Source organism: Gardnerella leopoldii, from assembly GCF_003293675.1.
In the GTDB taxonomy this organism is placed as follows: domain Bacteria; phylum Actinomycetota; class Actinomycetes; order Actinomycetales; family Bifidobacteriaceae; genus Bifidobacterium; species Bifidobacterium leopoldii.
The window spans coordinates 73,530-90,196 of the sequence record NZ_CP029984.1 but is presented as its reverse complement, the minus strand read 5'-3'; the positions used below and the strand labels follow the sequence as shown (position 1 = coordinate 90,196).

The window sequence follows — 16,667 nt, the reverse complement described above, 5'->3', positions numbered from 1 at the left end:
CAACTACACAAGTATATCACTTACCAAGACAATCCGCACGCACAAACTCAGTCTTTTCTTGTAAATCCTTAACTGTCTTGCATCCAAGAAGCGCCATAATCACCCTAATTTGCTTCTTCCAGTTATCAATTTGCAAAGAAAGCGCGTCCTCACCTTCATGCATAAGCGTATGCAAAAACTCGCCAGCGACACCAACTGCAGAAGCACCCAAAGCCAACGCGCGCACAACATCCAAAGGCGTGCGAACTCCTCCACTTGCGAAAACTTCCATATTTTTTAACGAATCACACTTGCGTATGTCAACCAGCGACTCAACAGTAGTAAGACCCCAATCAACCAAATAATCACAGTCGCCTAAGTTCCTGCGAGCATTCTCTATTGTTACAAAATTAGTTCCACCACGACCAGAAACATCTACAGTGCGCACTCCAACATCTTTAAGACGCTGAACATCTTTAGCAGAAATTCCGCATCCAGTTTCCTTCACAATCACAGGCACTTTTAGAGCTTCGCACGCACTGACAATAGACTCAATATTGCGCAACCAATTTCGAAAATCGCGATCTCCTTCTTGCATAACCAACTCTTGTGCAGCATTTAAATGCACTTGTAACGCATTCGCATGAATCATGTTTACAGCACGCAATGCATCAGACGCGCTAGTTCCAGCGCTAACATTTGCCATCACAAATCCGTGTGGATTTTCGCTTCTTATGACACTGAAAGTGCTGAGTAAAGTTTCGTCTCGAAGAGCAGCACTCAAAGATCCACTCGCCATAGCAACAGAATTTTTTGCAGCAACTCTAGCAAGACTTGCATTCACTTTTTTAGCAGCATCACTTCCGCCGGTCATTGCGTTAATATATATCGGCGAGCACCAACGCACAGAATCGCATACTTCACTTCCTAGCACGCTCACGCTATCGTCAATTTCTTCAAGCGCAACTTGCGGCAAAGCATTCGGCACAAAACGCACTTTGTCAAAATCTGAATCTGCACGAGTTTTATACTGCTTGTCCGCAAGCGCAATATGCGCGTCTTTTCGGTTTTGTATTATGCAAGATTGAGCAGATTGCATATTAAGCTCGTTACGCTTAGCAAACGCGTCTAATACAATATTTTCAGAAGGCTTACCAGTTCCAAAAATTTCCGTAACATCAATATTCAATGGCTTTATTCCATTGGCTTCCCAAGTAGATTTCATAGTTTCAATTACATTATTGTCATAAATTGTCGACAGCGCAATTGCGCAATCTCCTCCGCCTGCACCGCTAGTTTTTGCAGGAATACCGGCACAAGTCGCAATTTCAATAAATTTTGTAAGTTCACGCGTTTCGATAACAGTTCCAGTAAGAGCACTTAATTTTTGCAACAACGCACGATTTTGAGCAAAACCGCTATAGATTTCGCTTATTTCAAACTTTTCAATTGCGCGCGCAAGTTTTTGCACGCAAATCTCACTTTGTTTGCAAAAATCTTCGTAAGTAAAAGATTTAATTTTTTTGTCAAAAGCACTAGTTTCGACGTTACTTTCAACGTTATTTTCAGCGTTACTTTCAACGCTACTTTCCGTACTAGTTTTAACGCTACTTTCTACGCTACTTACTAGCTTTGCGCTAGACGCAGGAGAACCAGTCCAGCCGACTAAAAGTTTTAGCGACTTATCTACATTTAAACGCTTAACTTCCAGTCGCGGCCACTTTTTGTGCAACAACTCACTGAAATCAGAGCATCCGGATTTTACTAGCGTAAGCTCAGCTTCAAGCCACTCGCGGTTATACGCGCGATACATAATCCAACCGCCATAAGAGCTGGCAGCAACGTCTCCACCGCTTCCGGATTTTTTAACACTCGACGACGCAATTAACGCTAACTTGCAAATTTCTGGAGTCGAAAGATTCAAATCATACCATTTGCACAACGCGCGAATAACCGCAACAGTTACCGCAGCAGAAGATCCAAGACCGTATTTTCTACCAGTTTTTACATCATCAAGTTCGCTAGAAATATACACATTGTAACTTTTGCGGTTAATATTTGGCGCACATTCCTCACTAGCATAAGCGTCGACTACGCACATTGCAGCGAGCACATAAGCATATTTTCCGTCGTTTTGTATTTCAATACTTCCGTCGGATGCACGCGACCAAAGAAGCGGTTTATATTTTTCGCCATCTGAGGTAATCACACCACAATAATTTCTGCTACTAGGCGCATTTTTCTGCAAATTTTCGCGTAACTCTTCGTTTAAAGTTTCATCACTTACACTAACCGTCACATAACGATTAACAGCAGCAACAATTGCAGCACAGCCGTCAACAACAGCATACTCGCCCGCAATATAAAGCTTTCCTGGGGCACTAGAGCGCACTTGAGTCATATTATCCGCCTATTTTAAACTCGTACTCACCGTCACAGCGTCACCTGGCAGCGCAATCGCAAATTTCGGCTCGCAATATTCTGTATTACAAAAAACGCTAGAATTACGCAAACCATCTTCAACTCGCGAGCGCAACTGACACATCGCACGATAAGCATCATCTCCAGAAGTAAGCACCTTCACATTCGGACCAGCATCCATCGTAGACCACACCAGCCAACCATCTTTTCGCATATTTTTAACCGCTTCAAGCACAATATGCGTGCTACTAGTCAAATAATTCACCGATGGAACAGCATTATGCATAGTTTCGTGCATTCCAAAAGCATTGCGTTCAACAACCTCACCCAATTGCTCAATATCTGCTCGCTGAATTGCGTTTTTAGCAATTTCAAGGTCGTCCTTCGACTGCTCAACCCATTGCATATACGTTGGCGAAGTTTCAACCGTTCTGCGCATCGCTTCTCGGCTAGAAATCGGCTTTTTGCTATCGTCCAAAGTGACGACAATCATAGCAAGGTTTAAATTTTTAAGCGCAACTTGTGCGTTTTCAATAGGCTCTGCATAAGACGTTTCGTCGTCGCAACCTGCATGCCAAATTGAAAGTCCTCCAAAAATCGAACGACAAGCTGAACCAGAACCACGTCTTGCAAGTCTAGAAAGTTCTCGTGGAGTTAGGTTTAATCCAGCAGCGTACGAGGCAGCAGACGCAAGAGCTGCAAAACCAGACGCACTCGACGCAAGACCAGCAGCAGTTGGCACAATATTATGCGAAATAACGCTTGCTTTCATTGAAATTCCTGCAATTTCACGCACCAAATCGAGCATAGCGACTACGCGACGAAAAGTTTTGGCAGACGGCGAAATCTTTTCATTATCTAAAGTAAAAGTATCTTGTTCAAGATTATTCGCAAAACTTACGCTTGTAGTTGTAGACAAATCCGAAAGGGTGAGCGAAAGCGAGGAAGTATAAGGCAAAATCAGCTTTTCATCGCGCTTACCCCAATACTTAATCAGCGCAATATTCGCGTTTGCTTTAGCAAAAGCTGAGTTGGGTGAAAGACTAGCGTCAAACGTTATTTTTGGCTGAATTTCAACATTTTGCATGCTGTTCCTCTTGCGGCAGATAAGTAATTCTCGTTTGTTAATGTGCTAAGCAATATTTTAGCAAAACAGTGCGCACAAGCTTCTTTTCTTTAAACAACTGTAAAGTTTATGCTACATTTCAAGTAAAAATAAGATTCAATTTATTGCAGAATCACCTATATTTACAACCCACGTATCGCAAGCACCGGCATTTTTAAAAGCTTCACTCACTCGCTTAGCAGCATCCTCACTATCAGCCAGCGCAATGACACATCCTCCACCACCTCCACCGGTAAGTTTTGCACCCAACGCGCCATGCTGACAAGCAGCATCTACCAAGGCGTCAAGTTTTGCAGTACTTACGCCCAAATCCGCCAAAATACGGTGTGCGAAAGTCATTTGCTTACCCATATTTTCAATACGGCCAAACGCCAAATCATCTTCTGCAACAGCCGCAATCTCCCCCAATTTATTGAGCTGCGCTCCAACTTCAACAGGATTCGATTCTAAACGAGAACGTAAAGCTTCAACTGTTTCGCGAGTCATTCCTTTGCATCCAGAATCCGCCAAAACAAGCCACGCACGCATGTTAATTTCCATGCGATCAAAACAGCCACGACTAAAACGCACAGGCCAGGAAGCAGCAGTTGCAGTGGCATCCAAGCCTGAAGAACATCCGTGAGCCACACACTCAGCAGTCTGCGTCAACTTAAAAATCTCATCATTGCTAGCTGCAACGCCATAATAGTCAAGAATCGCACGAATTACAGCACCGGCAGCTGCCGCAGACGAACCAAGACCTCGTTCTGCTGGAAAATCAGACTCGGTAAAAATGTGCAAATTCTCACCGCTCCACCCTGCAAACTCTAGCGACGCGCGAATTGCTGTTCGTATGCTATTAAAGCGCGTAGGAATTTCGGAAAGTTTGCCAGTAAAGTCAAGGCATGAAAGAGTTATATGTGAATCGAGATTCGTCGTAGATGCTAAAGATTCGCTTGATGTAGAAGATAAAGATTCACACGAAACAGGTGCTAAAGATTCATTGCAACTAGTTACAACAGCGCGCATACGCAAGTTTTTAAGCGGCAAAGCTATTGCAGAATGGCCATAAACCACGGAATGTTCGCCAAAAAGAATAACCTTCGCGCAAGTTTCGCCATAACCTTTGTGATTGCTGTATTTTATTGCGTTTTCAAGATTTGCGCTTACGGAATTTTTACAAGCATACTCTTCGTCATTGCGAATAGCAGATATGTTGGCATCTTGCGCTTTTGCGTTCATACTAAGCTCGTCAGCCAGTTCATATTTGCTTTCCAGCACAGTTTGCATCTCCTTTATAATTTCGCAATTTTCCAACTGTTCTAATTTAGTCGAGTAAAACTTAAAAAACTACGTTACGCACGTGACACTTACAACACATTCACATTTGGAAAACGGCAGAAACTTTACACGAGTGTAAAGTTTCGGTCGGATTAAAGCAATAAAACAGCAGAAACTTTACACGCTTGTAAAGAAAAAGTCGCAAAATGGCAGAAAAACGGCAGAAACCTTACACGAGTGTAAAATTTCGGTCGGATTAAGGCAATAAAACGGCAGAAACTTTACACGCTTGTAAAGAAAAGGTCGCGCGGGGAATAGAAATGTAAAACCGACCAGCGCGCAGCAATAAAAAAACTCTGCGCAGCATCGCAATGAGAAAACTCAATACAACGCAAACGCAGAGTTAATGCTTAAGTTCAATCCACATGTATTACAAGCAGAAAACCACTAAAAGCAAGAATCTGCTTGCTGCAACATGTTTTGTAAAATTCACAAAGCTACTTACTCAGCCACAACCTTAACAGTGAAGGAAGCGGTGATTTCCGGATGCAACGTTACGGTTGCTGGGAACTCACCAGTGGTCTTAATAGTAGCAACCTTAATTGCGCGAGCCTCAACTTGAGCCTTGGAAGCCAAAGCAGCAGCAATCTTATCGGCAGAAACGCCACCGAAAAGCTTGCCGGATTCGGAAACCTTAGCAGAAAGCTCCACAACGGTGCCTTCAATCTGAGCCTTAGCTGCAACTGCCTCTTCACGAGTGGCAACAGCCTTGGCAAGACGAGCGCGACGCATTGCTTCAATCTGGGAAGCAGCACCCTTGTTCCATGCAAAAGCAAGACCCTGAGGAATCAGGTAGTTGCGTGCATAGCCAGCCTTAACTTCAACAACGTCACCAGAGTGACCGAGGTTGGCAACAGTCTTGGTAAGAATAACCTTGGTTTCAGCCATATTCCTATCCTCTCAATCAGCGACCGGTAGTGGCGTAAGGAAGCAAAGCCATTTCGCGAGCATTCTTCACTGCCTTCGCGATCTTGCGCTGTTCCTGCACGGTTACGCCGGTGATACGACGGGAACGAATCTTGCCGCGGTCAGAAACGAACTTGCGCAGCAAAGCAACGTCTTTATAATCAATTTCAGTAATCTTGGCAGCCTTCAAAGGATTTGGCTTCTTTTTGAAAGGCTTGACCGGTGGTTGCGGCCTTTTGCGTGACATAAGATGTCCTCTCTCAAATCCGTTATGCTTTTTGTTCGCATAACATTTAACTGATGATGTATTTATAAGGATTAAGTAAGCGCGTAAATAAGTGCATAAATAAACAAATAAATACGCTATCTATAGCTCAACTAAAACGCTAGAACTCAGGTTCTTCAGAATCGCCACCAAAATCAGAATTGGCACCGAAAGTTGAAAAACTATCGTTTGTTGGCGCAGCAGCACTCCACGGATCAGCCGCTGAAGAACTTGCGGCATGCTGAGAAGCGGCCTGGCTAGCAGCATAATTTGCTCCGCCAGCATAACCTGCACCAGCAGCATTTGCTGCACGCGAGCCACCAGCAAAACCTGTTGAAGAGCTTTGGCGGTTAACTTGCGCAGTTGCATAACGCAAAGATGGACCAATTTCGTCAACTGTAAGTTCAACAACTGTGCGATTAGAGCCGTCTTGCGCTTGATACGAACGCTGCGACAACCTGCCTTGAGCAATCACGCGCATGCCTTTAGAAAGGCTGTTTGCACAATGTTCTGCCAAGTCTCTCCACGCTGAGCAACGCATAAATAATGCAGGCCCATCCTCGAACTGATTCGTATTACGATTAAACGTTCTAGGTGTGGATGCAATGGTAAAGCTCGCAACAGAAGCACCGTTGGAAAGTGCCCTTAATTCAGGATCCGAAGTGAGATTTCCCACGACGGTAATAATTGTTTCACCTGCCATATCGTGCCTTTTCTTTCTCGCTTTACTCGTAATCGCATGTTAGTTAGCAATTACTGGCAATTTTGTGCGCAACTTATGCGCGGTTGTTTACGTATTTATTTAGCTTAACTAGTTTTTATTTAATTCACTAGAGCTTACTTAGTTTTGCTAGTTTTTACTTAGCGTCCTTGCGAAGAATCTTCGTGCGGATTACAGATTCGTTAAGGTTCAAAACACGGTCAAGTTCGTCACTTACAGATGGCTCGGCAGTGTAGTTCACCACAACGTAGTTACCTTCGGTTTTGCCTTCAATTTCGTAGGCAAACTTGCGGCGACCCCAGTAATCGGTACCGTCAACGGAACCGCCCTCGTTGGTGACAAGCTCAAGATACTGCTCGGTCAACTTCTTAAGACCGTGCTCATCCAGCTCAGGATTTGCAATGAACATCAGTTCATACTTATGTGCAGACATCACCCACCTCCTTCGGACTATCGGCTGTGGACCTTCCACAGCAGGAGTGTGTTTGCAAAATATGCGCGATTGTTTGATGATAAGCACCAAAACCGCACACAACTTCGCTATTTTACAGCACGCTCGTGACGACGAGAGTTACGCGCTTAAACGATGGTGTCAGGCGGCAGAAACTTTACAGCGGCGTAAAGTTTCGGTCAACTACGCGCCAAAAAACGGCAAAAACTTTACAGCGTTGTCAAGAAAAGGTCGTTTTCGTGCTAAAAAACGGCAAAAACTTTACACAGGAGTAAAGTTTTGGTCGGAATCAAGCGCAAAGTTCCGCAGCACACGCACGCATCGGCTATTTCCCAATAATTCTAGGCACTCCAACAGCTGCAAGTTTCTTCTCAAGCTTCCTAGGATCAAGGATATCCGAGTAATTAAAGCGCACGATTTTATTTACGCCACATTCCTTCATAAGCAATACCTCACGTTCCGCTTGTTTGTCGATATTCTTATGAATAACACTCTGGTTTCGCGATTCGAATAAATTTTTATTGTCTCCTGAAGAATTAAGATTCACATTCTTATATTGCGCATCATCTGTATCAATGTAGTATTTCGAATACCCGTCAAACTCCCCAACAATCAACTCCCCATTATTCAGGCTCCACAAAAAGTCGCAACGATACTTCAAATTTACATGTGGAATCTCAAACTCACGCTGTAATTCTGGTATCATAAATCCTAAATTAATCATTGTTCCCCGAGCTAAGGATTCACCAGCGTTCTCGCTAAGACCATTTGCAAAGAAGCAAAGCTTACATAATTTAGCCAACTTTTTTTGTTCACACTCAAAAATTTGCTTAAAAGACAATGAAAAATTAGTCCCACCATTCGTTTTTGCATAGTTTCGCAAGTCATCCAAATAAGCGTAATCCCTTGTATAATGACGTTGGTTTTTGTGTAAACTGCTATTCGCACACGTTTTATTATTTGCAATCTCACTATTACAATCGACGCCACTCAAGTTATTCTTGCAATCGCAGTATCGGCTTTTGCAAATTTCGATCACTCTGTTTAAATTCACATTGTCTCGCGCTGCTGAATCGAAAATAGGCAAAGCAAATCTAAATGAGTAATTATTAGCAACGTCAAACAACATAGTGCTTTTATCTACCAAGTGACTTTTTATTTCTTCAGTCACGCAATCGCTTGCATGCGGAAGCTTTATTAATTGTCCAGTACTGTTATTCTCACGCGTTAAAATGCGGACATCATCACTCATACCATTCTGTTCGTAACCTACGGAAGGAATAACTTTTAGTTGATTGTTATACTTGTTTGATTTTCGCTTGTTGCTTCGAATATAAATTTTAGTATCTCTTGCGTCCACACAATTTTTCTTTTTGCTAAGAAAAGCATTATCATAGCAATTTTTTTCGCTGTCATAATCTTTCGAAACTTGATACCCAAGAAGTGCCGAGGCAGTCGAAGCTGTTAATTTACAATCGGGGTGCGATTCAATAATAGATAACGCAATATGACGTATTTTTTCAGCTTCGTAAAGACTATTCCAATATTCTTTACGCATGTAAAGATTTTTGTACACGCGCACAGCTTCTCCACGTTGCGATGACCTTTGAACTGCTTTTCTTTCAGCATTAGTTTTCGGGGCGAAGCAACGCTTATTCTGTTCACTATTCGAAAATAAATCGTTTATATAAAAATTATTCATAATGCAAGGTTATTAAAGCCTTATTCGTGCGTAAATAAATTTCTTGCATTGTGGATAAAAGGTACGGAAAGAAGGTGCGAAAAGAAGGTGCGGAATTGGCAGGTGGCGGCAGAAAGTTTACATGGGAGTAAAGGAAAGGTCGGATGCGCGCGATAAAACGGCAAAAACTTTACAGCGGCGTAAAGAAACGGTCGGATTAAGGCGATAAAACGGCAAAAACTGTGCAGCTGCGTAAAGGAAAAGTCGCGAAAGAGCGAAAAAACGGCAGAAAGTTTACAAGGGTGCAGCAGAAAGCGCAGACAGGATGTGCAGACAGGAGGCGAAGAGCACAAAATTGTTATAAAAAGGTTTATAGGTCAAAAAAAACTTAGTCTAGCGCACCTTTTAGCACACTAGACTAAGTAATTCACAGTAAAATCGACTCAACGATCAACCAGTAAGCTAAAGCCCAAATGATTCATCGCTGAATCAGCTTTTAGCTTAGTGACGGATCTTGCGAAGAGCAGCACCCATGCCAGCAAGCACAGAAGCAGCAACAGCAGCCATAGCTACAGCAGCACCAGTCTTAGCTAAACCAGCAGCAGCGGCACCGTTTGCACCAGCGGCAGCACCGTTAGCATTGTTGTTCTGCTGAGCAGAAGCCTTGGTATCCTTACCCTGCTTAGCAGCAGCCTCAGCAGCCTTAGCTTCCTTACCAAACTTACCGCTCATAGCAGAAGCATAAGCATGCTTCAAACCAGGAACAGCTGGAACCTTTGGATCCAAAGGATCAGAAGTCACAACTGGTGGCAACAAAGCTGGGTTCACACCAGCAGCAACAGCCTCATTGTAAACATCCTTGTAAGTCTGCAAAGCCTTATTATAAGCAGCTACAGCAGCCAAATCCTTTGCCAGAGCATCATCATAAGCAGCCTTAGCCTTGGCAAGAGCAAGAGTTGCACGCTTAAGGTGAGCCTCAGCACGATCTGCAGCATCACGCAAACGAGTCTCGGTAGCAGAATCATTCACGCCAGAAGCCAAGAATGCGTTGAGCTTTCCATTAGCAGCACTGAATGCATCCATGCGAGCATTGTACTCAGCAATAGCAGCAACCAAAGCCTTATAAGCATCATTGAACTTATTCTTAGCAACAGCAAGTTCATCATCCTTGTTGTCCAAGTTCATCTTAGCAAGACGAACCTTGTTAATAAGAGCCCTCTTAACCTGATCCTCAGTTGGATCTGGAACTGCGCAGTTCTCCAATACGTTCTTAGCATCGAGATACTTAGCAAGAAGATCATTTACCTTAGTCTGCTGAGCTTCCTTAGCCCTAGTCTCTGTAACGTTAGCATTGTAAGCATCCACATACTTCTGAACCTTTACGTACAGATCATGTGAGACTTCAGATGGATCAGCATTATTCTTCAACAAGCCAGTAGCCAAAATTGTAACAGTATAATGTTCAGCTTCAGAATCCTTTGCAGGAGCTGGAGAAACTGTCATACCATCAAGAACAGCCTTAGCATCAGTATAAGCTTTGTAAGCAGCATCAGCAGACGTCTTAGCAGCGCTCTTGAATGGAGCAGGATCTGGGCATGCAGCCATTGCTGGAGCAGCAAAAGCGAAACCAGAGAGGAGGGTGGCGCCGGCAGCGAATGCGGCGATAGCCTTCTTATTCAACATAATATTTTCCTTTCTTCTTCTCCTTCGCACTAGGGTATGCGAAGAAAAATTTGCCATTTGCGGTTTCCCGCTCGTACCAGTGAACTAGGGATTCAACCGGTAACTGAGTTAAAACTTACCGCAAGCTCTCAGAAAACTCAACACTAAAATTCAGATTTCTAAGCGCCAAAAATACAAAAATCTTAGTAAATATTCGTTATATTCATTAAAAAGCAGAAATATTTACGACATTTTTCTGTATTTTTTAATAAAAATTACGCGACACGCCATATACTGGATTTTTTTAACGTTTTTTCAGCTTTCTTTAAGGTTTGAGTTTTGCGATTTCTTTAACAGCCTTATAAAACAAAGAAAAACGCAATATTTAACCATCGGCGAAATTTGTTTAAACATCGACACACTTGAAGCAAAACCAAACAGAAAAACCAAAAATGCCCGAGTAAACAACTCACTCGGGCATTAAAATCATCAGCGCGCAAAATTAAACTTTGCAAAAATATTCGCAAAAATACTAATCAAGCAAATCGTCAGAATCTCCAGAACTCACTAAATCGTCAGCATTAGACGCATCAAGAACATCTCGCTCATCAATAACAGGTGCCAAAACCAAATCCTTCACAAGCTCACGCGTACGAAGCTGAGAATCAGCATCCAAACCATCGTCGGTAATAACAGTATCAACCTGATCAAAACGAGCAAATAGCGAAAGCGACGTACAACTCCATTTAGTATGATCCGTCAAAATAATCGTGCGATCCGCAATATCCATTAACGCCATATCAGTAGCAGCTTCCAAAGAATTTGGCATAAGGAATCCGCGAGGAAGAGACACAGAATGCGTGCCAAGAAAAACGGTATTCACACGAAGAGAAGCAACAACTTTATCTGCAATAGGCCCAACCAGCGAATTGGAACGCGTAATCACGCCACCGGTAACAATAACCTCGACATCCTTCGACTCTAAAGCTTGCACAAGCTCCGCAACAGGAATCGAATTGGTCAAAATCGTAATACCAGAAGCCCTGCGCGACTCGAGCAAATGTTGCGCAAACACATAAGCAGTGGTACCGCCGCCAATAGCAATCACATCCCCCGGAGAAACATAATCCACAGCCAAACGCGCAATTGCATCCTTCAAACCAATATCCATTTGCGACTTTACAGAAAACAGCGGCTCCGAAAGCAGAGTATTAGTCGTCACTGCGCCGCCGTGAACGCGCTTTAAAAGCCCACGATCCGAAAGCTCTGCGATATCCCTGCGAACCGTCATAGCAGAAACGTTCAGTTCTTTAGAAAGCGCAGTAATGCGAACAGCACCGCGCGTACGGAGACGGCTTAAAATCAAATGTTGACGCTGTGAAGAAATCATACGAACATTATCGCACACGTAAACGCAAAAAACAAACGTAATTGAGCGTTTCAGGGCATTAAAACGAAAAGAACGCACATTTTGTTGTCAAGCAAAGCAAGTTTTATGAAAAATCGCACAAAAACGAACGCGTACTAAGGAAGAAAACGCACAAACTACGGCAAGAAAAAACGCACAAAATACACTAAGTAATAGCGCATATAACAATAATGCCCTACTATATAAATATGTATTACGTTTCTGAACACTCATTGCACAATGTCGTCAATAAAGCAACGACCGACCTTTTTACATTCTCATACAAACACATTATTAAACCGCATTTTGTTTTTAACATTCCTCCAGACGAAGCGCATGATCGCATGATTAATTTTTGCAAATTTAGCGAACGCACTCCTGGATTAATGTGGCTTCTTCGCGAAATGCTTAACTACACAGACCCAGTGCTAGAAACTAACGTTATGGGTGTGGATTTTGCAAATCCGTTTGGCTTAAGTGCAGGACTGGATAAAAACTGCCAAATGGCGACCGTACTAGACAACGCCGGCTTTGGTTTTGAAACAGTTGGCTCTACCACAAGCCGACCATGCGAAGGAAATCAAAAACCTTGGTATCATCGCCTTCCAGAATATGACTCTATTCTTGTACACGCAGGACTAGCAAACGATGGCAGCGAAGCCGTTGTTGCACGAGCCGAGAAAGCCTGGACGCATGCAAAGTCTATGAATATGTCTATTTCTATTGCGCGCACAAACGACGACTTAGTTGGCGACTTGGAAGAAGGAATTGAAGACTACCATATTTCTATGGAACGTGCAGCCGGAAAAAGCTCAATAATTGAAGTAAATATTTCATGCCCGAACACGCGTGTGGGTGAACCATTTAGTCAGCCGGAAGCACTTGACAAATTATTCACCGATCTTGACACTATTAAGCGACCTCAGCCAACGTTAGTTAAGATGCCGCTTAATTTGCACGGTGGTTGGGAACAGTTCAAATCTTTGCTTGACGTACTTGCCGAACATAAAGTTGACGGAGTAAGTATTGCGAACTTGCAAAAGAATCGCGCAGGACTTGATGTTCCGGAAGATTGGCAAGGAGCACTTTCTGGAGGTCCTACCTACAGCGCAAGCAACGAGCTTATTCGACGCACGCGCAAAGCTTTTGGTAAACGTTTTGCTATTGCAGGCATTGGCGGAGTATTTACGCCAAAGCAAGCATATGAGAAGATTCGCTCAGGCGCTGATTTGGTTATGTTTATTACGTCACTTATGTACAGAGGACCGCAGCAAATCACAACGCTGAAACGCGGACTTGCGGATCTTTTGAAACGCGACGGCTTTGAGCATGTTACAGACGCAGTTGGTGCGGATTTGAACTAGTACAGTGCGTATTTGCGCTAAAAATGACCCTTACTTTGCTCACAATCAAGTAGCATAAGTAAGGGTCTATTTGTAAGGAACAGCACAAAACAACTTAGTATTTAGTAAGTTAACTAGCAATTACGAGTTAACAAATACCATTTAGTAATTATCAGTTTCTGAATTACTATAGTCGTCGCGACGAGCAGTGCCGTACTGATCTTGCGTGTTCTTTTGTTTCTTAGCTTCTTCCTGCTGTTCTTGTGCTGCCTGCTTTCTAGCGTCTTCATCTCGCTTCTGCTGATCAGTTTTAACAGTATTTTTAGGCATGCCAGGCAGAGTTCCACCGGCAGTGTACTTTGGATCAGGCTTGCCATAATCGTTGTCAACAGGAATGTTAGCAGCTTTCAAATAGTCATTCATAAACTGTTTCCACGCTGGCGTTGCAATATACATACCATACCAAGCTGCCATTGTACGACCGTTAATAGTCATGCCATTAAAGCTTTTTTGTGATTCGGCGTTACCAACTGCCACAAACGAAGCAACTTGATACGGCACAAAACCAGCTGTAGTCATGTAGTACTGTTCGTTAGTACCAGTTTTTGCGAAAGTCTTGCGACCACCATCAAGTTGGGTAGTTGAAGCCTCGCCGCCAGGTTGCACAACACCCTGATTCAGCGCATAAGCAGCAGTTTGAGCAATTCCCTTTGGAATTGCTTGATGGCAATGCGCACTAGGAACTTTCAAACGCTTACCATTTTTGTCAACAACTCGCTTAATAGCAATAGGATCACATGCCACGCCATCAGCACCAATAGTTGCATACACATTCGCCACAGTTAAAGGCGAAGCTTGCACAGAACCAATCGTCATAGGCGGATTAAGCGAGTTAGAAGAATACACACTTTCCTGACCAAGAGGCGAATTATGGTAACCAAGTATGCGAGCAGCATCCGCGATTGAACACAGCTTAATTTGCTGAGCCATAGAAGCCTGAGTGGTATTATGCGAGCGCACAAGACCTTGCAAAGGAGTTTCCGGATTAGTTGTGCCACCACCAGAGTTTTGAACTGACCAACTACCAACTCCGCGGAATTTGCTGCAATTAAAATCAGCATTGTTGTAAAGCATAGAAGTGCGAAGAGGCTGATTAATCGACTTTCCAGCAAGCATCCATGCAACCATATTAATTGGCTTCCACGTAGAACCAATCTGCCAACCAAGACCGCCACCATCGCGCTCATCTACAGCATAGTTCAAAGCCGTATGCGTAGGATCTGATTTTGCAGCATCCGTAGCATCATAAATACGATTGCTGCCAAATGCCAAAACTTCACCAGTTCCAGGCTTAATTGCCGCAATTGAAACTTCAAAACCGCTCTTATCGTTTACAGGAATCGTATCTCTAGCAGCTTTCATAGCAGCCTTGCTGGCGCGCAAATCCATAGTTGTGTAGATATCAAGACCACCCTCAGTAAGCAACTTTTCGCGCATGGCAGCAGTTTTACCAAACTCGCGAGAATGCAAAATTTTCTTCGTTACATAATCGCAGAAGAATGCTGCATCACCTGCAGCTTGGCATCCAATCTTAGAAACTTCCCTCTGTATGTTAAGAGTGCTTTTAAGAGGAATAGCAACAGCGGAATCATGCTCGCTCTTAGTAATAAAACCTTGACGAAGCATTAAATCAAGTACAATATTGCGCTGCTTTTGCGCTTCAGGTTGATTTGCTTCAATAGAAGGATCGTAACGCGAAGGATTCTTTGTAATTGCAGCAATAGTTGCCGATTGCACAAGATTAAGCTTTGCAGCACTCGTATTGAAGTATCGATGAGCTGCAGTTTCTACGCCGTAAATATTATTGCTACCAAACTGCGCAATATTTAAATATCCCTGCAAAATCTCAAGTTTGGAGTATTTTTTCTCCATTTGAATTGCAATAAGCATTTCGCGCAATTTACGAGCAATAGTGCCTTCAGAAGCGTGATACTCAGCTAAAGGATCGTTATTTTCGCGAGCTTTAATCATAAGCACATTTTTTACATATTGCTGAGTTAAGGAAGAGCCACCTTGCATATCTCCCTTTTTAACGAATGTTTGCACGAATGCGCGAATAACACCTTGCATATCTACGCCGGAATGCTCAAAGAATCGACGGTCTTCACGAGCAACCATTGCTCGCTGCATATATTGCGATATGCGTCGAAGCGGCACTACAGTGCGGTTTTGAGCATAAAAAGTTGCAATAATAGTTTTGCCATCAGAAGCGTAAAGTCGCGATTTTTGCGGCAAAGCAGTTACATCAAAATCGATGCCGTCAACGCGAAGTGAAGGTACTACTGTTTTCACTATGCTATTCACGCTCATTACGCCAGGAACAAACATAATACTTGCTGCAACACCTCCTGCAACACACAAAGTGATGTAGGTAAGGAACAGTGCTAGCACACGGCGAACAGTCAGTGAATTCTTTTTCGGCATGCGTACTATTCTAAAGGTTTGCCTCTACTTGAAAACTGGCATCATAAACATTCGCACTTTAACGCTCAGCTCGACGAATAAGCATGCCAGGCTTATAAATAATAATTGACCTGCCTTGGCGCATAATCCAGCCTCTGTTTGCAAAATCCATAAGTGCTTTGTTAACTGTTTCGCGTGAAGAGCCAACAAGTTGCGCAAGCTCTTCTTGCGTTAAATCATGCGGCACAAGCAAGCCATCGCTCATAGGCTCGCCAAATCTTGAAGCTAAATTCAGCAAAGTCTTCGCTAAACGAGCAGGAACATCCATAAAAACTAAGTCGGAAATTCGCTCATTATTTGCTCTCATGCGCGCTGCAAGCACTTGAAGCATATCTACTGCAACGCTAGGGTGATTGTTTAGCCAATGGAATAACACGTCATTTTCTAGCCATAAAACTCTAGTATTGTTGGTAATAGATATTGCTGAAGCTGTACGAGGACCGCCGCTAGGATCAAAAACGGGAATTTCGCCTAGAATTTCGCCAGGAGTGTGAATACTTAACAATTGCACACGATTGTCGTTTGAATGACGAACTAATTTTACTCTTCCACGCTCAAGCAAGTACATTCGATGGTCAGTATCGCCTTCATTAAAAATTGCCGAACCTTTTTTAAATGTCGATTCTTGCAAATACTGCATCAATTCTTTTACTTGATCAGCTGGAACTTGCTTAAACAATGCGGTATGTTGCAGTGAAAATTCATCGCTGTCAACGCTGAGTGTTGCCATTGCTGCTCTACCCCTTCATTAAGCAATAAGTAGATATCTCCATTGAACTACCTGTATGCGGATGAACGCAAACGCAAACGAAAAGCGTAAGCGAAAAACGCACATCACCTGACCTATGATATCACGAAAGA

The 16,667-nt window shown here is 43.2% G+C and carries 13 protein-coding genes; 1 reads left to right on the top strand and 12 read right to left on the bottom strand.

Going from position 1 to position 16,667, the window contains the following annotated elements; all coding sequences use genetic code 11:
* Positions 1–16 precede the first annotated feature (16 nt).
* The 10 genes from fni to DOD25_RS00420 all read right to left on the bottom strand — a co-directional run bounded on the left by fni (position 17) and on the right by DOD25_RS00420 (position 11,922).
* The gene (fni, locus tag DOD25_RS00465; protein WP_112928501.1) at positions 17–2,380 is read right to left on the bottom strand and encodes a type 2 isopentenyl-diphosphate Delta-isomerase; all 2,364 of its coding nucleotides are present in this window, start codon (positions 2,378–2,380) and stop codon (positions 17–19) included.
* A gap of 9 nt (positions 2,381–2,389) precedes the next feature.
* Complete coding sequence (mvaD, locus tag DOD25_RS00460; protein ID WP_004574055.1) at positions 2,390–3,487, bottom strand: diphosphomevalonate decarboxylase; 1,098 nt, start codon at positions 3,485–3,487, stop codon at positions 2,390–2,392.
* A 135-nt stretch (positions 3,488–3,622) separates the two neighbouring features.
* Positions 3,623–4,747, bottom strand: coding sequence for a mevalonate kinase (gene mvk / locus DOD25_RS00455; RefSeq protein ID WP_064340625.1), 1,125 nt, complete (start codon positions 4,745–4,747; stop codon positions 3,623–3,625).
* A gap of 540 nt (positions 4,748–5,287) precedes the next feature.
* Positions 5,288–5,734, bottom strand: coding sequence for a 50S ribosomal protein L9 (gene rplI, locus DOD25_RS00450; RefSeq protein ID WP_004105397.1), 447 nt, complete (start codon positions 5,732–5,734; stop codon positions 5,288–5,290).
* Positions 5,735–5,750: 16 nt separating this feature from the next.
* Positions 5,751–5,999, bottom strand: coding sequence for a 30S ribosomal protein S18 (gene rpsR / locus DOD25_RS00445; RefSeq protein ID WP_004105399.1), 249 nt, complete (start codon positions 5,997–5,999; stop codon positions 5,751–5,753).
* Positions 6,000–6,138: 139 nt separating this feature from the next.
* Positions 6,139–6,720, bottom strand: a complete 582-nt coding sequence (locus DOD25_RS00440) for a single-stranded DNA-binding protein (protein WP_004105402.1) — start codon at positions 6,718–6,720, stop codon at positions 6,139–6,141.
* 154 nt (positions 6,721–6,874) lie between these two features.
* A complete protein-coding gene (gene rpsF / locus DOD25_RS00435) occupies positions 6,875–7,171 on the bottom strand; it encodes a 30S ribosomal protein S6 (protein ID WP_004574062.1) in 297 nt (98 codons plus the stop codon).
* Between the two features lie 343 nt (positions 7,172–7,514).
* Complete coding sequence (locus DOD25_RS00430; protein WP_112928500.1) at positions 7,515–8,891, bottom strand: AMP-dependent synthetase; 1,377 nt, start codon at positions 8,889–8,891, stop codon at positions 7,515–7,517.
* 480 nt (positions 8,892–9,371) lie between these two features.
* The gene (locus tag DOD25_RS00425) at positions 9,372–10,553 is read right to left on the bottom strand and encodes a hypothetical protein (RefSeq protein ID WP_112928499.1); all 1,182 of its coding nucleotides are present in this window, start codon (positions 10,551–10,553) and stop codon (positions 9,372–9,374) included.
* A 511-nt stretch (positions 10,554–11,064) separates the two neighbouring features.
* Positions 11,065–11,922, bottom strand: coding sequence for a DeoR/GlpR family DNA-binding transcription regulator (locus DOD25_RS00420; protein ID WP_004105415.1), 858 nt, complete (start codon positions 11,920–11,922; stop codon positions 11,065–11,067).
* A gap of 227 nt (positions 11,923–12,149) precedes the next feature.
* Between DOD25_RS00420 and DOD25_RS00415 the strand changes: the two genes are divergently transcribed.
* Positions 12,150–13,304 (top strand): quinone-dependent dihydroorotate dehydrogenase, encoded by a 1,155-nt coding sequence (locus DOD25_RS00415; RefSeq protein WP_004105417.1) that lies wholly within the window; start codon positions 12,150–12,152, stop codon positions 13,302–13,304.
* A gap of 141 nt (positions 13,305–13,445) precedes the next feature.
* Here the strand turns inward: DOD25_RS00415 and DOD25_RS00410 are convergent, their stop codons facing one another.
* Together DOD25_RS00410 and DOD25_RS00405 are read right to left on the bottom strand one after the other, a co-directional pair.
* Positions 13,446–15,767, bottom strand: a complete 2,322-nt coding sequence (locus DOD25_RS00410) for a transglycosylase domain-containing protein (RefSeq protein WP_004574072.1) — start codon at positions 15,765–15,767, stop codon at positions 13,446–13,448.
* 58 nt (positions 15,768–15,825) lie between these two features.
* Positions 15,826–16,536, bottom strand: coding sequence for a Crp/Fnr family transcriptional regulator (locus DOD25_RS00405; RefSeq protein WP_004105425.1), 711 nt, complete (start codon positions 16,534–16,536; stop codon positions 15,826–15,828).
* Positions 16,537–16,667: the final 131 nt, after the last annotated feature.